At 65.7% G+C, this 20,603-nt stretch carries 21 protein-coding genes; 9 read left to right on the top strand and 12 right to left on the bottom strand.

The annotated features are described in order from the left end of the window. Positions 1-3 precede the first annotated feature (3 nt). The gene (locus tag ACXJ1Z_RS04125; protein WP_463779745.1) at positions 4-279 is read left to right on the top strand and encodes a hypothetical protein; all 276 of its coding nucleotides are present in this window, start codon (positions 4-6) and stop codon (positions 277-279) included. A 75-nt stretch (positions 280-354) separates the two neighbouring features. Here the strand turns inward: ACXJ1Z_RS04125 and ACXJ1Z_RS04120 are convergent, their stop codons facing one another. After that, positions 355-1,185 carry an aldo/keto reductase gene (locus tag ACXJ1Z_RS04120; RefSeq protein ID WP_463779743.1) on the bottom strand — a complete coding sequence of 277 codons (831 nt, stop codon included), beginning with the start codon at positions 1,183-1,185 and terminating at the stop codon, positions 355-357. Positions 1,186-1,213: 28 nt separating this feature from the next. Further along, a complete protein-coding gene (locus tag ACXJ1Z_RS04115; RefSeq protein WP_463779741.1) occupies positions 1,214-2,017 on the bottom strand; it encodes a SirB1 family protein in 804 nt (267 codons plus the stop codon). A 147-nt stretch (positions 2,018-2,164) separates the two neighbouring features. On the opposite strand from ACXJ1Z_RS04115, the gene ACXJ1Z_RS04110 reads away from it, so the two are divergent. The 4 genes from ACXJ1Z_RS04110 to ACXJ1Z_RS04095 all read left to right on the top strand — a co-directional run bounded on the left by ACXJ1Z_RS04110 (position 2,165) and on the right by ACXJ1Z_RS04095 (position 5,326). Beyond that, complete coding sequence (locus tag ACXJ1Z_RS04110) at positions 2,165-3,439, top strand: sulfotransferase family protein (RefSeq protein ID WP_463779740.1); 1,275 nt, start codon at positions 2,165-2,167, stop codon at positions 3,437-3,439. 121 nt (positions 3,440-3,560) lie between these two features. Next, a complete protein-coding gene (locus ACXJ1Z_RS04105) occupies positions 3,561-3,695 on the top strand; it encodes a hypothetical protein (protein WP_463779738.1) in 135 nt (44 codons plus the stop codon). A 22-nt stretch (positions 3,696-3,717) separates the two neighbouring features. Further along, on the top strand, positions 3,718-4,734 hold the full coding sequence (locus ACXJ1Z_RS04100) for an SDR family oxidoreductase (protein WP_463779737.1): 1,017 nt from the start codon (positions 3,718-3,720) through the stop codon (positions 4,732-4,734). A gap of 289 nt (positions 4,735-5,023) precedes the next feature. Continuing rightward, positions 5,024-5,326 (top strand): hypothetical protein, encoded by a 303-nt coding sequence (locus ACXJ1Z_RS04095; RefSeq protein WP_463779736.1) that lies wholly within the window; start codon positions 5,024-5,026, stop codon positions 5,324-5,326. Between the two features lie 302 nt (positions 5,327-5,628). On the opposite strand, the gene recQ is transcribed toward ACXJ1Z_RS04095, so the two are convergent. Beyond that, a complete protein-coding gene (recQ, locus tag ACXJ1Z_RS04090; protein WP_463779734.1) occupies positions 5,629-7,500 on the bottom strand; it encodes a DNA helicase RecQ in 1,872 nt (623 codons plus the stop codon). A 133-nt stretch (positions 7,501-7,633) separates the two neighbouring features. On the opposite strand from recQ, the gene ACXJ1Z_RS04085 reads away from it, so the two are divergent. After that, a complete protein-coding gene (locus ACXJ1Z_RS04085) occupies positions 7,634-8,491 on the top strand; it encodes an SDR family NAD(P)-dependent oxidoreductase (protein WP_463779733.1) in 858 nt (285 codons plus the stop codon). Between the two features lie 13 nt (positions 8,492-8,504). On the opposite strand, the gene ACXJ1Z_RS04080 is transcribed toward ACXJ1Z_RS04085, so the two are convergent. From ACXJ1Z_RS04080 to ACXJ1Z_RS04055, 6 genes are read right to left on the bottom strand one after another with little or no spacing between them, the layout of a single operon-like run. Further along, positions 8,505-9,077 (bottom strand): NUDIX hydrolase, encoded by a 573-nt coding sequence (locus ACXJ1Z_RS04080; RefSeq protein ID WP_463779731.1) that lies wholly within the window; start codon positions 9,075-9,077, stop codon positions 8,505-8,507. After that, positions 9,077-11,701, bottom strand: a complete 2,625-nt coding sequence (gene metH / locus ACXJ1Z_RS04075; RefSeq protein WP_463779730.1) for a methionine synthase — start codon at positions 11,699-11,701, stop codon at positions 9,077-9,079. Before metH ends, ACXJ1Z_RS04080 begins: the two co-directional genes overlap by 1 nt. Then, positions 11,701-12,240 carry a GNAT family N-acetyltransferase gene (locus tag ACXJ1Z_RS04070; protein ID WP_463779729.1) on the bottom strand — a complete coding sequence of 180 codons (540 nt, stop codon included), beginning with the start codon at positions 12,238-12,240 and terminating at the stop codon, positions 11,701-11,703. Before ACXJ1Z_RS04070 ends, metH begins: the two co-directional genes overlap by 1 nt. 1 nt (position 12,241) lies before the next feature. Then, positions 12,242-13,288 carry a homocysteine S-methyltransferase family protein gene (locus ACXJ1Z_RS04065; protein ID WP_463779727.1) on the bottom strand — a complete coding sequence of 349 codons (1,047 nt, stop codon included), beginning with the start codon at positions 13,286-13,288 and terminating at the stop codon, positions 12,242-12,244. Continuing rightward, positions 13,285-14,214 (bottom strand): methylenetetrahydrofolate reductase [NAD(P)H], encoded by a 930-nt coding sequence (gene metF, locus ACXJ1Z_RS04060; protein WP_463779726.1) that lies wholly within the window; start codon positions 14,212-14,214, stop codon positions 13,285-13,287. The genes ACXJ1Z_RS04065 and metF overlap by 4 nt, the downstream gene beginning before the upstream one ends. After that, on the bottom strand, positions 14,211-15,224 hold the full coding sequence (locus tag ACXJ1Z_RS04055) for an ArsR/SmtB family transcription factor (protein WP_463779725.1): 1,014 nt from the start codon (positions 15,222-15,224) through the stop codon (positions 14,211-14,213). Before ACXJ1Z_RS04055 ends, metF begins: the two co-directional genes overlap by 4 nt. A gap of 202 nt (positions 15,225-15,426) precedes the next feature. Here ACXJ1Z_RS04055 and ACXJ1Z_RS04050 point away from each other — a divergent pair, with 202 nt between their 5' ends. The 3 genes from ACXJ1Z_RS04050 (at position 15,427) to gltX (ending at position 17,968) form a co-directional block, all read left to right on the top strand. Beyond that, positions 15,427-15,639 (top strand): hypothetical protein, encoded by a 213-nt coding sequence (locus ACXJ1Z_RS04050; RefSeq protein ID WP_463779724.1) that lies wholly within the window; start codon positions 15,427-15,429, stop codon positions 15,637-15,639. A 378-nt stretch (positions 15,640-16,017) separates the two neighbouring features. Beyond that, positions 16,018-16,593, top strand: coding sequence for a peptidase S14 (locus tag ACXJ1Z_RS04045; RefSeq protein WP_463779722.1), 576 nt, complete (start codon positions 16,018-16,020; stop codon positions 16,591-16,593). A 43-nt stretch (positions 16,594-16,636) separates the two neighbouring features. Further along, on the top strand, positions 16,637-17,968 hold the full coding sequence (gene gltX / locus ACXJ1Z_RS04040) for a glutamate--tRNA ligase (protein WP_463779721.1): 1,332 nt from the start codon (positions 16,637-16,639) through the stop codon (positions 17,966-17,968). Positions 17,969-17,972: 4 nt separating this feature from the next. On the opposite strand, the gene ACXJ1Z_RS04035 is transcribed toward gltX, so the two are convergent. The 3 genes from ACXJ1Z_RS04035 to ACXJ1Z_RS04025 are packed head-to-tail and all read right to left on the bottom strand — an operon-like array spanning position 17,973 to position 20,528. Beyond that, complete coding sequence (locus ACXJ1Z_RS04035; protein ID WP_463779719.1) at positions 17,973-18,521, bottom strand: pseudouridine synthase; 549 nt, start codon at positions 18,519-18,521, stop codon at positions 17,973-17,975. 21 nt (positions 18,522-18,542) lie between these two features. Continuing rightward, a complete protein-coding gene (locus tag ACXJ1Z_RS04030) occupies positions 18,543-19,325 on the bottom strand; it encodes a 3-hydroxybutyrate dehydrogenase (protein ID WP_463779718.1) in 783 nt (260 codons plus the stop codon). A 36-nt stretch (positions 19,326-19,361) separates the two neighbouring features. Continuing rightward, positions 19,362-20,528 (bottom strand): patatin-like phospholipase family protein, encoded by a 1,167-nt coding sequence (locus ACXJ1Z_RS04025; RefSeq protein WP_463779715.1) that lies wholly within the window; start codon positions 20,526-20,528, stop codon positions 19,362-19,364. Between the last annotated feature and the right edge of the window lie 75 nt (positions 20,529-20,603).

Here is a 20,603-nt window from a genome sequence, read left to right as displayed (position 1 = left end):
GTCATGCCCAACTATGATGCACTACGTGCCGACGACACCGATAATGGCGATAAGAGCCTGGTGATCCTGCAAACTTTGCTGTGTCTTCTGCGCGAGAAGAACCTGTTGAGTCGGGCCGATATCGAGGATCTGAGCGAACGTGTGAAAGCGCGCGTTCAGGATCCCGAACTCGGCCCATTCCGCTGCGGTACCAGCAGCGCCGTTGCTGCCGCAGCCGAGATGGCGAAGATCGGCGAATTCATTGGCACCCGTTACGGCGGCAAGCACCGCCGCATGTGATCTGTCAAGATTGGTGCCTCGATCGAGGCCTGATCTTTCAAGACGATCGATGCGTCAGGCTACTCGCGACATACGCTAGAGCATGTCCAATGGCACGGCGCAGGGCGGGCGCGGGAAGATTCGCTCCAGTTCAGCGGTATCGTCGGGGCTCAGGGCAAGATCGAGAGACGCATGGTTGTCCCTGACATGCGACGGCGTGCCGGATTTCGGGATGGTGATGATGCCGTTCTGGGCCAGCAGCCACGCGAGCGCCAGTTGCGCCGCGGTCACGCCTTTGTTTCTAGCCAGCTTCTGCAAACCGTCATGCGCTAGCAGCCGGCCCTGTTCGATCGGGCTATAAGCCATCACCGGCATCGAGCGCTTTGCCAGCCAGGGGATGAGATCCAATTCGGGGCCTCGCCGAGTCAGGTTGAACAGAATCTGGTCGGTCGCGCAGGCGTCGCCCCCCGCAGCGATCAGTTCTGCCATGTCGCCGATGTCGAGATTGCTGACACCCCAGCGCACGATCTTGCCCGAGGCGACCAGCCGCTCCATTGCCTCGACCGTCTCGACCAGCGGAATGCCGCCGCGCCAATGCAGCAGATAGAGGTCGATGCGATCGGTGCCCATACGGCGCAGGCTCGCCTCGCACGATTGCGGCAGGCGCCGTGAGGAGGCGTTCTGTGGGTAAGCCTTGCTCACCAGGAACACCTCGTCGCGGCGCCCTGCCATCGCCTCGCCCACGAGGCTCTCGGCCGCGCCTTCGCCATACATTTCCGCCGTGTCGATCAACGTCATGCCAAGGTCGAGCCCCAGTTGCAGAGCGGCGACCTCTTGCGCGCGGACAGTCGGATTTTCGCCCATCATCCAAGTGCCCTGACCCAGCGCGGGAACGGTCGTGCCGTCGGGAAACGAAACCGTCTTCACGCCGCAGGCACCAAGATCGACACTGTGCCTAGCCTCGTGGCAGTGATGTCAGGATCTCGGAAACGCGCGCGCGCAGTTGCGGGTCGCGCGTGATCTCCAGCATCGCCGCCAGGCTGGTGCGAGCCGCGTCATAGTCGCCATCGACCAGTTCGAGCCGGGCGCGCTCCCACCAGGCATGACCGTAGAGCGGTGCCATCACGGTCATCCGCTGGTACAGACTCAGGGCGCGCCGCCCCTTGCCATTGGCCTCCGCCCGCGTCGCCTGGTTCATCAACAGCCGTATCAGTACCGCCCGGTTGGGCATCGCTGCGATATGGCTGACCGCCTCTACCCGTCCCGGTGTCATGGCCTGCAGCAGCGCCGCCAGTTCGGTGCGGCCCACCGCCTGTCCACCGCGGAAAGGGTCGATCATGACAGGATCGGTCTCGGCGCCGACTAGCACGAGCACATGGCCCGGCACGTCGAGCACGTTGGCCTCCCAGCCCATGCGTCTGGCAGCGGCAACGTAGAGGATCGAGAGGCTGACGGGCAGGCCGCGCCGCCGATCGATGACTCGGATCAGGTCGGCGTTGGCGGGATCGTCATAGGTATCGCGATCGCCGCCGAACCCGAAGTCGCCCGCCAGCACGTCGGCGAGCGCCTCGGCCTGCTCGTGCGCGCTTTGCGCATCAGCGCCGGTCGTCTCCAATCGCTCGGCAATCGCTTCGAGCAGGTCGCGATAGGGCGCCTCGTCCGTATCGGGGTGGTCGAGCAGGGCTAGGGTGAGGGCGCCTTCGTCAAGGACGATCTCGTCCTCGTCGATCAGGCCCAGAAAGGTCAGGTCGTCATCCATGAAGGTAAAGATGGGCCTTCGCGCGGCAGGCGCAAGCAACCTTTCTACGGCAGGGCGCCGGCAATCGGCCCGGGATGATTAGCTTGATCGCCCGGCAAATTATCCTGCCGACACGGCACTTTGCTTCGACTCGCGGGTTTGCTTGCCATGGCTACCACGTTTGCGCGCAACGACCCTTATTTGAGCTTGCCTCGCAACAATCCCGGTGATCGCGTGGGCTGGGTCAACAATGCGTTGGAAGACGCGTGGATGCGCGGCTGGTTCGAGCGGCCGCGACTGGAACCCTCCGCTCTGATGGCGGCGGCGCGCGGGGTGACGGGGCTGACCGATTTCGGTGCCGACGATGGCTGGCGCGGACGGCTCGACAGACTGTGTGCCGCCTTGCACGACGAGGCCCGGCTCAATGCCCTGGGTACCACGGTCGCCTACGGGCAACTGGTGGCGGCGTTGTCGGCTCGCCAGCGCGCCCATGCGCTGTGGCGGGACAATCCGGCGATCGATACAGTCAGCATCACCGCGCCGATCATCGTCGTGGGCCAGATGCGCAGCGGCAGCACACGGATGCAGCGCTTGCTGGCATGCGATCGCAATTTCACGTTCACGCGCTTTTTCGAAAGCTGGAACCCGGTGCCGCGCTGGCCGCGCCTGCCCCTGGACGACAGGCGCCTGCGCGGTTGGCTGGCGCTGCGCGTGGCACATGGCCTCAACCCCAAGTTCGGCGTGATCCATCCCGTTCGCTACGATCAGGCGGACGAGGAGATCGGGCTGCACAACATCGCGCTCTATGGGGCCGCGTTCGAAGCCCAGTGGCGCATCCCCAGCTTCGTGCGCCATTGCGAGATGACGGATAGCCGACCTGTCTATGCCGAGTTCAAGCGCCATCTGCAGACCATCCGGTGGCAGCGCAGAGATCGCACGGATAAGCCCTGGATCCTGAAACTGCCGCAGTTTTCCCAGGATCTCGGCGCGGTGCTCGATACGTTTCCCGACGCGCGGCTGGTGGTGCTCGATCGCGATCCGGTTCGTGTCGTCGGGTCTTCGGCTTCGCTGGTGTACAACCAGATGAGCGTTCAATCCGACCGCGTCGATCGCGGCTGGGTCGGGCAGGAGTGGCTGCGCAAGGTCGCCTTGCGTCAGCAACGCGTCGCACAAACCCGCGACAGGTATGACGCGCCGTGCGTCGACGTGGCGTTCGGTAACATGCACGCCGACTGGCGGGCGCAGATGCGCAAGGTTTACACCGTCTTGGGGCACCCGCTGACCGAAGACGCTGAAGGCGCGATGGCGAAGTTCATGCGCAAACGCCGACATCGCAAGCTGCACAACCATCGCTACGATATCGCCGATTACGGGCTGACCGAGGAGCAGATCCATCGTCGTCTTCGTGTCGGAAACGAGCCCGACGTGCTCGCCGCCGCCTGAAGCGCGATCCCCTGCGCCGCATTCGATCCGGTGGCCGGCTCACTTCGTCACGATGGCCCATGAGGGCAGGAACGCCGCTAATCCCACGCTGTTTATTTCGCATAGCAGAAGGATCGAAGTGATGCCCGACACCACCCTCGACAACGAAGATCCCAAAAAGGACACCGGTCCCCAGTCCGATCAGGACGGCAAGGATCTGGAAGAAGCGCAAAAGGAAGCGGCAGAGGAGCGTGAGGAAGAAGGCGGCTATCAATAAGCCATACCGGTCTTCACGCATCATGCGGACAAAACTGAAGCCGCTGGCCGAGCAGGTGGTCGTGATCACCGGCGCATCCAGCGGCAACGGCTTGGCCGCCGCCCGTATGGCAGCGCGACGGGGCGCCGCAGTGGTGCTGGTTGCCCGTAACCACGATGCGCTGCAGGCAATCGCGTGTGACATCGTCTCCCATGGCGGTCGCGCGCTGGCTGTTGAGGCTGATATGGCCTCTCCCGCGGATGTCGAGATGATCGCCGCGCAGGCGCAGCAGGCTTTCGGCGGGTTCGATAGCTGGGTGAACAATGCCGCCGTCGGTATCTATGGCGCCCTGGAAGAGGTTCCGCTTGCCGACCACAGGCGGGTATTCGATGTGAACTACTTCGGCATGCTCCATGGGTCGGTTGTCGCCGCTCGCCATCTGCGAGCGCGGGGCGGCGGTGCGATCGTCAACGTGGGATCGATCCTGGGTGATCGCACGATCGTGGAGCAGGGGCCCTATTCGGCGACCAAGCATGCGGTTCAGGCGTTGACCGATACCCTGCGCATGGAACTGGAACGCGAGGGCGCGGGTATTTCCGTGACGCTGCTGAAGCCCGGCAGCTGCGGCACGCCCTACCCCCAGCATGCGCGCAACTACATGGCCGTGCCTCCGCGCATCCCGCCGCCCCTCTACCATCCGGATGTCGTGGCGGACGCCATCCTGTTCGCCTGCAGCACGCCGCGGCGCACGCTCTATGTCGGCTCCGGCGGGCTTGGCGCATCCCTGATCGGTCGTATGGCGCCTCGCATGACAGATCGCGTCATGAAGGTTGTCGGAAAGCGGATGCAGCAACGGGCGGGGGATTTCGACGACCCTGCCGTTCGCGACAACCTCTACGAGCCGCGCCAGGACGGAGCCGTCTGCACCGACCAGGATCTCGCCATGCGACGAAGCAGCCTGACGGTTCAGGCACAGAAGTTGCCGCTGGGCGCGTGGCTGGCCGTCGCGGGTGTCGGTGCGGCGATAGGGGCGCGGGCGCTTTCGCGCGCACGGTCGTGAGGCGCTGGCACCATCGCCCGCGCGGCTCTCGAGGCGTTTCCAAGCTGCCGTGAGGATCACGTTGCGGATGAACTGGGCTCCAGCGGCGACTCGGCGATCGTGGCCATGCAAACTCCCCGTACAACCGCCGCTAGCAAACCCACGACAATGGCCTACGGTGAATCGCAAACCCGTTCCGTTGTCTGTCACCGCCGATTGCATGCAGCGTCGCGGCGATTGTTTGCCCCGGCAGCTTGCGGTCGGCTGCTGCGTTTCCCAGTTCGGGCAGAAGGCACACGAAGGACCGCAGATGACGAAGCAGACCGATACGTCCGAACCTGGATCCAAGGGGCGCATCGACGAGGCGACCAGCCGTATCCTCGAGCTTGAGGCCGAACTGGAGGCTGCGGGCGATGCGACAACCAACGAGGTCGCTCTGGCAGAGCTCAAGGACCTGCTGCATGGCTGGGTCGATACGGTCACCGCCGTGGTCGCGACGCCGGGCATGGGCCGGGTCGTGCTGATCCATGGCAATGGCCGCGAATCGCGGATCTCCTCTCCGGACTTACCGATGCTGCTGTCCAAGCCGGCCAGATTCCTGACGAAGGAATAGAATCGCCGGCGACCGTGATGGCGGACCGTACGATGGCCTCGCCCGTCGTGCGGGTGCGTGTTCTCATCCGTTCGTCACGATTGAACGCCTGGAGATAAAAGCTTTTGCTCTTTGTCTATGTGCCCTGGGATTGACCGGCGCCACCCTGGTACTTGCCGATGCAATGATGGGGCAGGAGGGACCAAGTTATGTCCCGCTATCTACCACTGGTGCACTACACGGGGATTTACGCACGCCCACGATGTGGCGCCAGATCAGACCCGCACCCGCTCAAGAACCGGCAGGCTGCGGCTCAGGTGGCGTCAGCTCCCACGCAGCGCGGTGAGGAAAGCCTCGCCGTATGCCTCCAGCTTGCGCGCGCCGACGCCGGAAACCTTGCCAAGCTCACTCAACGACGCGGGTCGCGTCGCGGCCATCTCCCGCAGCGTTGCGTCGTGGAAGATGACGTAGGGCGGTACGCCTTGCTGCTTGGCGAGTTCCCGGCGGACATTGCGCAATGCCTCGAACAACGGATCGCCGACGGGATTGGGTTCGGCGCCGTCGCGCTGCTTGCGCCGACGCTCTGGCTTGGGCGGAACGACGATCTCGACGGCCGCTTCACCCTTGAGGATCTCGCGCGCGTTGCCGCCAAGCGCCAGGCCGCCATGTTCGGTCGGCACCAGGCTACCGCGTGCCTGCAGCGCTCGCGCGACCGGTTTCAGCAGCGGTGCCTCGTCGCTATCGACGATCCCGAAAACCGATAGCTGATCGTGCCCCCGCTGCAGCACGCGATCGTCGTTCTGCCCGGTCAGCACTTTCTCGAGATGGCCCAGGCCGAAGCTTTGTCCGGTGCGAAACACTGCCGAGAGCAGCTTGCGCGCCAGCATCGTCAGGTCGGTGATGCCGGCGGGTTCGAGACAATTGTCGCAATTGCCGCACTTCGCGGGTGGATCCTCCCCGAAATGGCGAAGCAGGATCGCGCGGCGACATTGCGCGGTTTCGACCAGCGCAGCCAGCGAGTCGAGCCGCTGGCGCTCCGACGCGCGGCGGTGTTCTTCCACTTCGCCAAGGCGCTGGCGGGCGCGGGCGAAGTCCTCCGCGCCCCATAGCATCACCGCCACCGAGGGGTCGCCGTCGCGCCCGGCGCGGCCGGTCTCCTGGTAGTAGGCTTCGATCGACTTGGGGATACCGGCGTGGGCGACGAAGCGGACGTCGGGCTTGTCGATACCCATTCCGAACGCGACGGTGGCGACCATCACCATGTCTTCGCTGGCGACGAACGCGGCCTGGTTGCGTGCGCGGACCGCGGGATCGAGCCCGGCGTGATACGGCAAGACGCGTCGGCCCCCGGCGCTCAGCTGCTGGGCAAGCTGCTCGACCTTCGCGCGTGTCGGCGCATAGACGATGCCGGGCCCGGCATGCTCGTCCAGCAGCGCCTTGAGTTGACGCTGCAGGTTGTCGCGCGGGCGGATGGCGTAGCGGATGTTGGGCCGGTCGAATCCGGCGACGATCAGGCCGTCCTCCGGAATGCCGAGCTGTGCCAGGATATCGGCGCGGGTGTGCGCGTCGGCGGTCGCGGTCAGCGCGAGGCGCGGCACATTGGGATAGCTGTCGAGCAGCGGGCGCAGCAGGCGGTAATCTGGCCGGAAATCGTGGCCCCACTCCGATACGCAGTGCGCCTCGTCGATAGCGAACAGCGAGACCGGCGCGCGTGACAGCAGTTCGCGAAAATGCGCCTGGCTCGCCCGTTCGGGCGCCACATAAAGCAGGTCGAGATCGCCATTGCGGAAGCGGTTTATGGTGACGTCGCGGTCGGCATCGGCGCTGGTCAGCGTCGCGGCACGGATGCCGTTGGCGGTGGCGCTGCGCAATTGATCGTGCATCAGCGCGATCAGCGGCGAGACCACGACGCAGGTGCCGCGCAGCATCACGGCGGGCAACTGGTAGGTCAGCGACTTGCCCGCGCCCGTCGGCATCACCGCCAGGGTCGATCGGCCATCCAGAACGCGGTCGACGACCTGATCCTGCACGCCGCGAAAACCGGGAAAGCCGAAGGTGTCGTGCAACGCACGCCCGACCTCATCGGCGGTCGGGCGCGGGGCAGGGCTCCAGTCGACCGGGAAATCATGGCTTTCGACCATGTCATCGTCGTCGCCGCGAAACGTCGTTTCGAAAGGCCAGTCGTCTTCATTCACGCTAGCCTTATGGCAGAGCCGAGCCTGCGGTGAAAACCGCCAAACCGATGAATCGCGGGAAAGTGGGGGAGATCCTTGCCTTGTCGCCACAAATTCCAAATGAAACACGCACAACCATTCGGGAGACGAGACAATGGCATCGCACAAACGCGTGGCGGTCGTGACAGGGGCGAGTTCGGGCATCGGCCTGGAGACGGCGCGCGCGCTGGCCGGACAAGGCATGCGCGTGATCGGGGTGGGTCGTGATCCGGAACGCTGCGCCGCCGCCGCCGCCGAGCTTCAGAAGTCGGGCGACGTGGAGATGCTGCGCTGCGACCTGTCGTCGATCGCCGAGGTCGATCGCCTTGCCGACGAGATCGCCGCCAGGGTGGAGCACGTCGACGTGCTGGTGAACAATGCGGGCGGTATGGCGCGCGAGCAGATCATGACGAGCGAAGGCTTTGAAGCCAATTTCGCGGCAAACTTCATCGGACCGTTCGTGCTCACCGCGCGCCTGCTGCCGCTGCTGCGCAAGGCTGCGGCCGACGCGCCGGCCGGTACGGTACGGATCGTCAACACCGCATCCGATGGCAGCGAGATGATTCCCGCGATCGATCTCGACGATCTGCAGAACCTGCGGAACTGGAGCCACGGCGCGGCCTATTGCACGGGCAAGCTGGCGAATGTGCTTCATGCGCGCGCGCTGGCCAGCCGGGTGGGCGATGATGGAATCGTGGCGCATTCGGTGCATCCGGGCACCGTGGGCAGCAACTTCTTCTCGCATACGCCGGACAGCGTGCAGGCGGCGTACGGCGACGCACCGAAGCTGACCAACGCGCAGGGTGCGGACACCGTGGTGTGGCTGGCCAGCGCGGAGGAGCCGGGGCATTCGAGTGGAGGCTACTGGTTCGAGCGTAAGCCGCGTAACCCCAACCCGCTGGTCGATGATCCTGCCTTCGTCGATGCGTTCTGGACTGCTGCCGAAAAGCTGGCGGGACGTCCCGGCGCCTGATCGCTTCTCCGGCCTAGCGCCACAGCTCTGGCCGGCGCAGCAGCAGCGCTTGGGCGAGGATGAGCGTCTTGGCATCGGTCAGCTCGCCCGCCAGCACAAGGTCGCGCAGCGTGTCGAGGCCGATCTCGTGGACGACGATGTTCTCGTGCTCGCTTGCATTGCCGCCACCGCTGCCGATGCGATCGGCAGCGGTGTATTCGGCGAGATAGAGCTGGATGCGCTCGGTCGATACCGCGATCATCGACCATGCGTTCGTCACCGGGATGATTTCACCCAGACGAACGCCGCCTTCCTCCATCGCCTCGGCCACGATGCGGATGGCGGGGGCGGCGCCGTCGAGAGCGCCGGCGATGGCTTCATACGGGCTGGGCAGGCCATGGAACAGCGCGCCGGGTCGCGGCTGGGTGATCAGCATGGCAACGCGCCGCACCGGATCGAAGGGCAATACCGCGCAGGCCGATCCGCGATGCAACAGCTCGCGATCGGTGACGATACCGTCGGGCATTTTCACCATCAGCCGATAGAACGTGTACCAGCCCTGGAACACGACTTCGCGGCTGACGATGGTCGCCTTCGCCTCGTCCATCAGTCGAGGTTCGGGCGCAGCCAGCGCTCGGCCACGGGCAGTTCGACACCACGCCGCTGGGCATAGTCCTCCACCTGATCGCGGCCGACGCGAGCGACGCCGAAGTACTGGCTCTCCGGGTGGGCGAAGTAGAAGCCGGACACCGCCGAGGTCGGCAGCATCGCCTGGCTTTCGGTCAGGATGATGCCGGCATTTTCCTGCGCCTTGAGCAAGTCGAACAGGATCGGCTTGAGCGAGTGGTCCGGGCACGCGGGGTAGCCGGGCGCCGGGCGGATGCCGCGGTATTCCTCGCGAATCAGCGCGTGGTTGGTCAGCTGTTCGCCGGGCGCATAGCCCCAGAGCGTCGTGCGCACATGCTGGTGAAGGCGCTCTGCGAAGGCCTCGGCAAAGCGGTCTGCCAATGCCTTGAGCAGGATGTCGGAATAGTCGTCGTGCACCGCCTGGAAGCCCGCGAGATGCGGCTCGATGCCGTGGATGCCGACGGCGAAACCGCCGAGCCAGTCGCCGGCGGGATCGATGAAGTCGGCCAGGCAGAAGTTGGCCCGTCCGCGCGACTTCTTGAACTGCTGGCGCAGGAAGGGCAGACGGGTGCCGTCTTCCAGAACCACGTCGTCGCCCTGGCGGTGGCAATGCCAGAAGCCGCAGACGCCCTTGGCGGTCAGCCACTTCTCATCGACGATCCTTTTCAGCATCGCCTGGGCATCGGCGAACAGGCCGGTCGCGCTTTCGCCGACGACGTCGTCGGTGAGGATCGCCGGGTAAGTGCCGGCGAGTTCCCAGGCGCGGAAGAACGGCGTCCAGTCGAAGATCTCGACCAGATCGGCCAGATCCCAGTCCTTGAATACGTGCACGCCGGGCTGCGCGGGCGTGGGCGGCTTCATCGCCATGTCGGCGGTGAACGCGTTGGCGCGCGCATCGGCAAGCGAGAGCAGTTCACTCTGGCCCTTGCCCTCACGCGCTTCACGGACGCGGCCATAGTCGATCGCGGTATTCGAGACGAAATCGTCGCGCTGGGTGTCGGACAGCAGTTGGGAGGCGACGCCGACCGCGCGGCTGGCGTCGAGGACGTGGATCACCGGGCCCTTGTAAGCCACGTCTATGCGCAGCGCGGTGTGGACCTTGCTGGTGGTGGCGCCGCCGATCAGCAGCGGGATCGTCATCTCCGAACGCTGCATCTCCTCGGCCACGGTCACCATCTCATCGAGCGAGGGGGTGATCAGGCCGGAGAGGCCGATGATATCGGCGTCGTTTTCGTTGGCGGCTTCCAGTATCTTCGACCACGGTACCATGACGCCGAGGTCGATGACTTCGTAGCCGTTGCACTGCAGGACCACGCCGACGATGTTCTTGCCGATATCGTGGACGTCGCCCTTGACGGTTGCCATGATGATACGGCCCTTGGCCTTGGCGCCGGGCAGCTTCTCCGCCTCGATGAACGGGATCAGGTGGGCGACCGCCTTCTTCATCACGCGCGCGGACTTGACCACTTGCGGCAGGAACATCTTGCCCGATCCGAACAGGTCGCCGACGACGTTCATGCCGTCCATCAGCGGGCCTTCGATGACCTCGATCGGGCGACCGCCGCGCGCGAAAATCGCGGCGCGGGCTTCCTCGGTATCATCGACCACATAGGCGTCGATGCCACGCACCAGCGCATGTTCGATCCGCTTGGTGACTTCCCACCCGCGCCATTCCTCGGCCTGTTTTTCGGCCACCGCGTCGGTGCCGCGAAACTTCTCGGCCAGGGTGACGAGGCGTTCGGTCGGGGTCTCGTTGGGCGAACGCGCCGGACGGTTGAGGATCACGTCCTCGCAAGCCTCGCGCAGTTCAGGGTCGATCTGGTCGTAGACGTCGAGCTGGCCGGCATTGACGATCGCCATATCGAGCCCGGCGGGGATCGCATGGTAGAGGAAGATCGAGTGCATCGCCCGGCGCACCGGTTCGTTGCCGCGGAACGAGAACGACAGGTTCGACAACCCGCCGGAGAAGTGGACATGCGGGCAGCGCTCGCGGATCACCTTGACCGCTTCGATGAAGTCGACGCCGTAGTTGTTGTGCTCCTCGATGCCGGTGGCGACCGCGAAGACGTTGGGGTCGAAGATGATGTCTTCGGGCGGAAAACCGATGCCGGTGAGCAGCTTGTAGGCGCGCTCGCAGATCTCGATCTTGCGCGCCTTGGTGTCGGCCTGGCCGGTTTCGTCGAAAGCCATGACGACTACCGCTGCGCCGTAATCCATGCACTTTCGCGCGGACTCCAGGAACGGCGCTTCGCCTTCCTTCATGCTGATCGAGTTGACGATCGGCTTGCCCGATACGCACTTGAGGCCGGCCTCGATCACCTCCCACTTCGAGCTGTCGACCATCACGGGCACGCGGGCGATGTCGGGCTCGGCGGCGATCAGCTTGAGGTAGGTGGTCATCGCGTGGACGGCGTCGAGCAGGCCCTCGTCCATGTTGACGTCGATCACCTGCGCGCCATTCTCGACCTGGCTGCGCGCGACTTCGACGGCGGCGGGGTAGTCGCCCGCCATGATCAGCTTCTTGAACTTCGCCGAGCCGGTGACGTTGGTGCGCTCGCCGATGTTGACGAAACGGGCGGAAGTGGGCGTGGCAGGCGTGGTCATCAGGTGTCCGATGTTTCGAGGATCAGGGAGCGAGCCAGCACGAAATCGTCGTACCGGTCCGCGCCGACTTGGAAGGTGCGCGTGCCGACTTCGGTGAAGCCATGCTTGCGGTAGAAGCGCAGCGCGCGGGCGTTGTCGTTCTTGACGCCGAGCAGCAGGCGTTCATGGCCGTCAGCAGCGGCGATCACCGTGTCGAGAAGCGCGGCGGAGATGCCGGTGCCGTGGAAGCGCGACAGCACGTAGATGCGCTTGAGCTCCCAGTCCCCGGTGCGCGCCTGTTCCAACTCCGGCGAGCAGGCAAGAGCATAACCGATCGGCGAGCCACCCGGCGCGAGTTCCACCAGCCAGGCTTTCGCGCCGGCTGCGAGTAGGCTGTGGTAGGCCGCGGCACTATGATGCTCCCGGCAATGCGCGATCAGCCCGGCGCCGTCGATCGCCCCGGCATAGGTGTCGAGGAACGTCGCCGCGCCGACCAGCGCGAGCGCGTCGGCATCGCCGGCCGTGGCGGGCCGGATCGTCCATGCGACCGGGGCGTACATCTCAGGCGGCCATGATGAACGGTTCGAGCCCGGCGAGGCGCGTCACTGGCTCCAGCGCCGGCAGCTGGCGCGCGGGCAGGCCGGCAACCGCCTTGGCCATCGCCGCGATGTGCGCCGGGGTCGAGCCGCAGCAGCCGCCCAGCACGTTGACCTGGCCTGCGATCGCCCACTCCGCGACGAAGCCGGCGGTGGTGTCGGGCATCTCGTCGTAGGCGCCCAGTTCGTTGGGCAGGCCGGCGTTGGGGTAGATCATGATCAGCGTGTCCGCAGTCTCAGCCAGCGTCTTGACGTGGGGCCGCAGCTGGGTCGCGCCGAACGAGCAGTTGAGCCCGATCGTCAGCGGCTTGGCATGGCGTACCGCGTGCCAGAACGCTTCGACGGTGTGGCCCGAGAGGTTGCGGCCCGACAGGTCGGTCAGCGTCATCGACAGCATGATCGGCACTTCGCGGCCGAGTTCGGCCTCCAGCTTGCGCACCGACATGATGCCGGCCTTGGCGTTGAGCGTGTCGAACACCGTCTCGATCAGGATGAAGTCGGCGCCGCCTTCGACAAGTGCGCGCGCCTGTTCGAGGTAAACGTCGACCAGTGTGTCCCAGTCGATCTCGCGATAGCCCGGATCGTTGACGTCGGGCGACAGCGACAGCGTCTTGTTGGTCGGCCCGATCGCGCCGGCGACGAAGCGCGGGCGGCCGTCCTTGGCGGCATATTCATCGGCCAACCGTCGGGCGAGCTGCGCCGAGGCGACGTTGATCTCGCGTACGAGATGCTCCGCGCCGTAATCGGCCTGGCTGATGCGGTTGGCGCTGAAGGTGTTGGTCTCGGCAATGTCGGCACCTGCTTCGAAGTAGGTGCGGTGGATCGATTCCGGCACCTCGGGCTTCGTCAGCGCGAGGATGTCGTTGTTGCCCTTCTGGTCGTGCGTCAGGCCTAGGGTGCCGGCGTAGTCTTCCTCCGCCAGCTTCCAGTTCTGGATTTCGGTGCCGAATGCGCCATCGGTGATGAGGATGCGCTTGGCCGCTTCGGTCAGGAAGGTGTCGCGTGCGGTCATCGTAGGGTGTCCTTGGGGCGCAGGCCCAGCAGCTGGCAGATCGCGTAGACCTGCTCGGCGCGGTTCAGCGTATAGAAGTGAAAATCGCGCACGCCGCCTTCGTAGAGCCGGCGGCACAAGTCGGCGGCGGCTACGGCGGCGACCAGCGCGCGCGGGCCGGGGCGATCGTCCAGCCCCTCGAACATCGTTTCGAGCCAGTCCGGAATCTCGGTGTTGCCCGACATGCGGCGGATCGCGGCGAAGTTCGTCACCGGCATGATCCCCGGCAGGATCGGGGCGTCGATACCAGCGGCGAGCGCCTTGTCCAGGAAGCGGAAGTACGCATCGGTCGAGTAGAAGAACTGCGTGATCGCCCGGGTGGCCCCCGCATCCAGCTTGCGCTTGAGATTGTCGAGATCGTGCTGCGCGCTGACGGCTTCGGGGTGGATTTCGGGATAGGCTGCGACCGAAATCTCGAAGTCGCGCTGGGCCTTGAGCCCGGCCACAAGATCGGCGGCGCTGGCATACCCGTCCGCGTGGGGCACAAAGCGCCCGCCATCGGCTGGCGGCGGATCGCCGCGCAGCGCGACGATGTGGCGCACGCCCGCCTGCCAGTACTGGTCGGCGATCTCGGCAATCTCCGCCTTGCTCGCCGCGACACAGGTGAGGTGCGCGGCGGCCGCCATGCCGGTCTCGCGCGCGATCCGCGCCACGGTGGCATGCGTGCGCTCACGCGTGGTGCCGCCCGCGCCGTACGTCACCGAGACGAAGCTGGGGGTGAGCGGCGCCAGATTGTGGATCGCGTCCCACAGCTGCGCTTCCATCTTCTCGGTCTTGGGCGGGAAGAATTCGAACGACACGGCGATGTCGCCGGGCAGTTCGGCGAAGGGCGAGATGCCCGGCGCCGGGCCCGCAGTCACCGGGTCGGCTTCGATAACGCTGGTCATTGTCCTACTTCCCATTCGATCCGCGGTCGCAGCGCCGCAGCCTGTGTTCCGGTCGTCTTTCGCGCGGTCCAGATCTTCACCGTGAGCGGCTGGCCGGGTAGCGCGCGGGATGCCTCGCCGGCGAAACCCGCGTCGGCCAGGAAACCGATCATCTGCTCGTCGGTAAAGCCCAGGCGCGCGTGGGCGTGGCGTTCACGCAGTTCCTCGCGATCGTGCGCGGCAAAATCGACGATGGCGATGCGTCCGCCGTCCCGGGTCACCCGGGCCGCTTCCGCGAGAACCACGGCTGGATCGAGCGCGTAATGCAGCACCTGATGGAACAGCACGGTGTCGAAGCCGTCCTGTGCACCCGCCACCGCGAAGGGCAGGGCGGTGAAGTCACCCTGGATCAGGTCGACCACGCCGGTCGGCAGGTTGTCGAGTCGGGCGCGCGCGACGCGCAACATCTCCGGACTCTTGTCGAGCGCGGTTACCCTGGTCGCTCGCGGTGCGAACAGCTCGGCCATGCGACCGGTCCCGGTGCCGATATCGAGCAGCGCGCCCAGCGGCCCGGTTCCCAGCATCGCCGTCAGCGCTTCCTCGATCGGCAAGTCGGGCGTGTGCAACGATCGCAGGGTATCCCAGTCGTGTGCGTGGCGTTCGAAATACGCTTCGGCACCCGCCTGGCGGGCGGCACGAATGGCGGCAAGATGGCGCCTGTCCTCTGCGCATCGCGAGGCGAAGGTCGCATCGTCGGCTTCCGCGGCGGCCAGCAGGCGCGCGGTCGCGGCGCCCAGCGGCGGCGCGGCGGCTTCGCCGATAGCGGCGCGCAGGAATACCCAGCTGCCTTCCTTGCGCCGCTCCGCCAGATGGGCATCGCAAAGGATACGGACGTGGCGCGACACGCGCGGCTGGCTTTGCCCCAGGACTTGCGCCAGTTCGCCGACAGCCAACTCCATGTGGGCCAGCAAGCGCATGATGCGCAGGCGGGTCGGGTCGGCCAGGGCCTTGAGGAGAGCTTCCAGTCGCATTGCGCCAGCATATAAAGATATCTTTATATGATCGCAAGCCTGCTGCTGCGTAGCAGCGCAATGCCTTCATTCGAGAGGGAAAGTTCAACCTGGCGAGCGGATTATTCCCATTTGCGTTGCACCATGGGTTAAGCTAAAGGATGCGGCTGCAGGCTTGCCTGCAAGCGTTGGCGCCTGCGCCAAACAATGCAAGGGGAATTCCATGAAGAAGATTGCTTACGCCGCTTTCGCGTCGGCCGCCGCCCTGGCTCTCGCCGCTTGCGGTAGCTCGGAAACACCGACTGAACAGACTGCTACCGACAGCGTCGAAACGATGCCGGAAGAGACCATGGCTGCCGATCCGATGGCAACCGACGAGGCGATGACTGCCGAAGACGGCGCTGCAACCAGCGCGGCTTCCGAAGCAGCAATGTAATCCGGCCGGGGGCCGGGCTGCGCGTCATCCGCGCGATCGCCCCCGATCGTATCGCCAGACAAGCTTGTTGGTGGCGGTCTTATACCGCCGCGATCAGGTTTCCTGCGGACGAGAACCCTTCCTTAGCGGGAGGGTTTTTTGTTGTCTGGCGTGTGCGACGAACGTCGCGCCAGTCTATCGGCTTTCGCTTGCGCCGGGCACCCGGCCCCCCATTGCGCCCAAGGCGATCTGGCAGGGCACCGAGGATCGACGTCATGTTCCCAGGTTGTCGATCGCTTGCAGGAACGTCCAGCGTCGTGCTGCATTACTCGTCGAAAGCACCAGCCGCGCGACGTGGGTGGCGCGTATCTGCTTGATCTGGCTCAAGGAACCCATCGCATGACAATGCCGCCAGACCAACTCCAGGCGAACGACTTTCGCGATCCTGCCATTTTGCTGTCCGGCACCGTGGACTACGAGATGTATGCCAGTTTTCGCGACAAGCTGGCCGCTGCGCCCAAGCAAGGCGTGGTGGCGATCGAACTGACGACGCTGGGCGGCGATCCCGAGGTCGCCCGGATCATGGGAGAGGACGTGCGGTTCCGCAGCGATCTCGATCCCGATCGGCGCTTCGTGTTCCTGGGCAAGGCCGCGGTCTATTCGGCGGGAACCACTTTCATGAGCTTCTTCCTGCCTGAGAACCGCTACCTTACGCGCGGTACCCGGCTGATGATCCACGAACGCAAGATGGATAAGCAGATCGATGTCGAGGGGCCGCTGACGACCTGCATCGCCAGCCTCGAGGCGACCCTCAACGAAATCCGGGCGTCGATCGCGATCCAGAACGAAGGTTTCGAGAACCTGGTCCGTGGAACGCAGGTCACGCTGGACGAGGTGCTGCGCCGCGCGCCCTCGAACTGGTACGTCGAGGCGCAGGAAGCGCTGGAACTCGGCCTGATCCGCGGGATCATCTGACGGTCAAATTGACCTGGCGGTTCGCGCCGACTACGCCGCCGCCATGACCGTCGTCACCCGCTTCGCGCCTTCGCCCACCGGCCACCTTCACGTCGGCAACGTCCGCGCCGCGCTGCATAACTGGCTGCTCGCCCGACATCACGGTGGCCGCTTCCTGCTACGCATCGACGACACCGACGCCGAACGCAGCCGCGAGGAGTATGTCGGTACGATCAAGGCCGATCTCGCATGGCTCGGTATCGTCGCCGACGACGAGGCGCGCCAGTCGGAACGGTTCGGGGTCTATGAAGAGGCGTTCGCGCGGCTGGCCGATGCCGGTCGGGTCTATCCCTGCTGGGAGACGCCGCAGGAACTGGAGCTCAAACGCAAGGTACAGATGGGACGTGGCCTGGCGCCCGTCTATGATCGCGCGGCGCTGGAGATCCCCGAGGTGGAGCGGATGCGCCGGATCGCGGCGGGCGAGGCGCCGCACTGGCGCTTCCTGCTCGACCACCAGCGACCGATCGCATGGGACGACGGCATCCGTGGGGCCCAGAAGTTCGATCCCGCGCAGATCTCGGACCCGGTGGTGCGCCGCGCCGATCGCTCGTGGCTGTATATGCTGCCATCGGTCATCGACGATGTCGACATGGGCGTGACGGACGTGCTGCGCGGCGAGGATCACGTCTCCAACACCGCCGCGCAAGTGCAGATGTTCGAAGCCTTGGGGGCTCCACTGCCGCGCTTCGCGCACGAGGCGCTGCTGACCGGTGCTGAAGGCAAGCTGTCGAAGCGGCTGGGGTCGCTGGGCGTGGCGCATTTCCGCGACATCGGGATCGAGCCCGCCGCGCTGGTGGCGTTGCTGGCACGACTTGGGACGAGCGATCCGGTCGATCCCTCGCTCGATGCGGTGGCGCTCGCGGCTGCGTTCGATGTCTCGCATTTCGGCCGCGCGCCGGCGCGCTTCGACGAGGTCGAACTGGAGCGGGTCAATGCTGCGGTGGTGCATGCGCTGGCGTTCGAGGCCGTGGCCGATCGCTTGCCTGCGGGGATGGACGCGGCAGCATGGCAAGCGGTGCGGCCCAACCTGACGCATGTCGCGCAAGCGGCGGACTGGTGGCGCGTGGTGACCGGGCCGGTCGCGGTGCCCGCGATGTCCGACGAGGATCGCGCCTATTTGGCGCAGGCGGCCGATGTGCTTGCGGGGCATTGGGGGGATGATCCCTGGCACGCACTCACCGCCGCCCTGAAGGGTGAGACGGGGCGCAAGGGCAAGGCCTTGTTCCTGCCGCTGCGACAGGCGTTGACCGGGATGGACCATGGCCCCGACATGGCCGCCCTGCTGCCGTTGATCGGGCAGGATCGTGCGGTCGAGCGGCTGCGCGCGGCGGCTTAAAGCCTCACACGTCGATCTCGCGCCACTCGCCGGGCTGCAGCGCATCCAGCGACCAGTCGCCGATGCGCTGGCGGACGAGGCGCAAGGTCGGATGCCCGACGGCAGCGGTCATGCGGCGGACCTGACGGTTGCGCCCTTCGCGGATGGTCAGGCTGATCCAGCAATCCGGCACCGACTTGCGGAACCGCACCGGCGGATCGCGGGGCCATAGCGCCGGGTCGTCGATCCGCAGGGCCTTGGCTGGCAGCGTCGGACCGTCGTTGAGCGTCACCCCACGCGACAGGGCTGCCAGCGCTTCGGCATCCGGCTCACCCTCGACTTGCACCAGATAGGTCTTGGGCGTCTTGAACCGGGGATCGGCGATCCGCGCCTGCAACCGGCCGTCGTCGGTCAGCAGCAGCAGCCCTTCGCTGTCGCGATCCAGCCGTCCCGCCGGATAAACGCCGGGCACGGTGATATGGTCGGACAGCGTGGCGCGCGCGCCATCCGAACCGCGATCGGTAAACTGGCTGAGCACGCCATAGGGTTTGTTGAACAGGATCAGCCGGGACATGGCGGCGTGCCTACCCGGTCGTCACTCCATGAACCAGCCGTGGCTCGCGATCAGCGACTGGCCGTTGAGCGCGTTGGTTTCGAACCCGGCAAAGAACAGCGCGACTTCGGCGATGTCGTCGACGGTGGTGAATTCGCCGTCGACGGTCTGGCCCAGCATGACCTTCTTGACCACCTCGTCCTCCGAGATGCCGAGTTCCTTGGCCTGTTCGGGGATCTGCTTGTCCACCAGCGGCGTGCGCACGAAGCCGGGGCAGATGACGTTGGTGCGAACGGCTTTCTTGCCGCCTTCCTTGGCGATCACGCGCGAAAGGCCGAGCAGGCCGTGCTTCGCCGTCACGTAGGCGCTTTTGAGCGGGCTCGCTTCCTTGGAATGGACCGAGCCCATGAAGATGATCGTGCCCGCGCCTTGCGCATACATATGCGGCAGGCAGGCCTTGGAGGTCAGGAACGCGCCGTCGAGATGGATCGCCAGCATCTTCTTCCAGTCGGAAAATGCGTAGTTCTCCACCGGGTTGACGATCTGGATCCCGGCGTTCGAGACCAGCACATCGACCGTGCCCCAGGCCTGCGCCACCTGCGCGACGCCGGCGTTCACCTGTTCCTCGCTGGTCACGTCCATGGCGATCGCGAGCGCTTCGGTGCCGAACCGGGCCTTGATGTCGTCGGCCGCCTTCTGCGCGGCTTCAAGGTTGAGGTCGGCGATCGCGACTTTGCCGCCTTCGGAGGCGAAGCGGTCGGCGATGGCCTTGCCGATACCGCTGGCCGCGCCGGTGACGATGCAGGCCTTGTCCTTCAGCTTCATGGTCGGGTCTCCTGGATCAAACGAAAGGGTACGCGGTCAGCACGCATCGAGCGCGGCGCCCGACGTCTCGGTCTGGCGCGGGCGGTGGCCGGCGATGTCGAAGGTGGTGATGGTGTCGCCGGTGTGCTTGCGCGCGATCCATTCGGGGTGGGCGAGCGAAAAGGTGGCATCCTCGCGGCCGTCCGCCCAGTGTTCCTCGATCGTCTGGCGCGAGAACTCGTAGTCTTTCGAGTTGCTCTCGTAATGCGTGCAGCGGTTGATTAGGTGCATGATCGCGACCGAACCCTCGGGCTCGTGATCGAGCAGAATGCGCAAGTCGGCATCGTCTCGCAACTCGGGCGGTAATCTGCGCGCCAGCCGCCGGGCGGCGGCGTGAAGCGTCTGCAGCTTCTTGGACTGATCGGTGTTGAGGCGGGTGCGGCTGGAATAGCGGATGTCCTTTTCACGCTGCGCCACGTCCGCCAGCGTGCGCGGCACCGATCCGCGCGAGCTGAACAGGTCGACCTGGAACACGGTCAGGTCGCACAGCGGTCGGCTGTCGAGGACATACTGGAGCGGCGTGTTGGAAACCAGGCCGCCATCCCAATACCATTCGCCCTCGATCTCCACCGGCGCGAAGCCCGGCGGCAGCGCGCCCGATGCCATCACATGCTCCGGCCCGATCGTCTGCTGCCGATTGTCGAAATAGGCGAAGTTTCCGTTCAGCACGTTGACCGCGCCGACACTGAAACGCACCGGACCGTTGTTGAGCAGATCGAAGTCGACGAGCTTCAGCAGGGTCTCGCGCAGCGGGGCGGTGTCGTAGTAGCTGAGCTGACCAAGCTCGGCGGGCCATTCCGGCGCGAGCGGCGGAAACCGGGGGGTGAAGAAGCCGGGGACGCCTACGCCTGCGGCAAACAGCGCCGCCGCCTCATTGAAGGCACGACGGGCGAAACCTTGCGGGCTGTCGAGGCGGAACTGCAGTTCGCTGGATACCAGATGCCAGAACGCGCGCAGCCGCTCGACCCGACGCGCGGGCGGATTGCCGGCGATGATCGCGGCATTGATCGCACCGATCGAGATGCCGGCGATCCAGTCGGGCTGCTGTTCGGTACCGGCCAGCGCCTCGAACACGCCGGCCTGATAGGCGCCCAGCGCCCCGCCGCCTTGGAGGACGAGCGCCGTCTGAGGTGGATGCGGGCCGTTGCTGGTGGCTGAGGACATGGATCCAGACCGTTTGTTGCGATGCCGCATAGATGACAGGGGGCTGCCGTAGTGCAAGCACTACGCAGCGTCGAA

The organism is Novosphingobium sp. TK46 (genome assembly GCF_055361525.1).
Note: the sequence above shows the minus strand (reverse complement) of the source record. Positions and strands in the feature narration are given on the sequence as shown.

Coding starts and splice junctions, on each gene's coding strand:
- ACXJ1Z_RS04125 (WP_463779745.1), top strand. CDS start 4: ATGCCCAACTATGATGCACTACGTGCCGACGACACCGATAATGGCGAT.
- ACXJ1Z_RS04115 (WP_463779741.1), bottom strand. CDS start 2,017: ATGGATGACGACCTGACCTTTCTGGGCCTGATCGACGAGGACGAGATC.
- ACXJ1Z_RS04110 (WP_463779740.1), top strand. CDS start 2,165: ATGGCTACCACGTTTGCGCGCAACGACCCTTATTTGAGCTTGCCTCGC.
- ACXJ1Z_RS04105 (WP_463779738.1), top strand. CDS start 3,561: ATGCCCGACACCACCCTCGACAACGAAGATCCCAAAAAGGACACCGGT.
- ACXJ1Z_RS04100 (WP_463779737.1), top strand. CDS start 3,718: ATGCGGACAAAACTGAAGCCGCTGGCCGAGCAGGTGGTCGTGATCACC.
- ACXJ1Z_RS04095 (WP_463779736.1), top strand. CDS start 5,024: ATGACGAAGCAGACCGATACGTCCGAACCTGGATCCAAGGGGCGCATC.
- ACXJ1Z_RS04085 (WP_463779733.1), top strand. CDS start 7,634: ATGGCATCGCACAAACGCGTGGCGGTCGTGACAGGGGCGAGTTCGGGC.
- ACXJ1Z_RS04080 (WP_463779731.1), bottom strand. CDS start 9,077: ATGGACGAGGCGAAGGCGACCATCGTCAGCCGCGAAGTCGTGTTCCAG.
- metH (WP_463779730.1), bottom strand. CDS start 11,701: ATGACCACGCCTGCCACGCCCACTTCCGCCCGTTTCGTCAACATCGGC.
- ACXJ1Z_RS04070 (WP_463779729.1), bottom strand. CDS start 12,240: ATGTACGCCCCGGTCGCATGGACGATCCGGCCCGCCACGGCCGGCGAT.
- ACXJ1Z_RS04065 (WP_463779727.1), bottom strand. CDS start 13,288: ATGACCGCACGCGACACCTTCCTGACCGAAGCGGCCAAGCGCATCCTC.
- metF (WP_463779726.1), bottom strand. CDS start 14,214: ATGACCAGCGTTATCGAAGCCGACCCGGTGACTGCGGGCCCGGCGCCG.
- ACXJ1Z_RS04055 (WP_463779725.1), bottom strand. CDS start 15,224: ATGCGACTGGAAGCTCTCCTCAAGGCCCTGGCCGACCCGACCCGCCTG.
- ACXJ1Z_RS04050 (WP_463779724.1), top strand. CDS start 15,427: ATGAAGAAGATTGCTTACGCCGCTTTCGCGTCGGCCGCCGCCCTGGCT.
- ACXJ1Z_RS04045 (WP_463779722.1), top strand. CDS start 16,018: ATGACAATGCCGCCAGACCAACTCCAGGCGAACGACTTTCGCGATCCT.
- gltX (WP_463779721.1), top strand. CDS start 16,637: ATGACCGTCGTCACCCGCTTCGCGCCTTCGCCCACCGGCCACCTTCAC.
- ACXJ1Z_RS04035 (WP_463779719.1), bottom strand. CDS start 18,521: ATGTCCCGGCTGATCCTGTTCAACAAACCCTATGGCGTGCTCAGCCAG.
- ACXJ1Z_RS04030 (WP_463779718.1), bottom strand. CDS start 19,325: ATGAAGCTGAAGGACAAGGCCTGCATCGTCACCGGCGCGGCCAGCGGT.
- ACXJ1Z_RS04025 (WP_463779715.1), bottom strand. CDS start 20,528: ATGTCCTCAGCCACCAGCAACGGCCCGCATCCACCTCAGACGGCGCTC.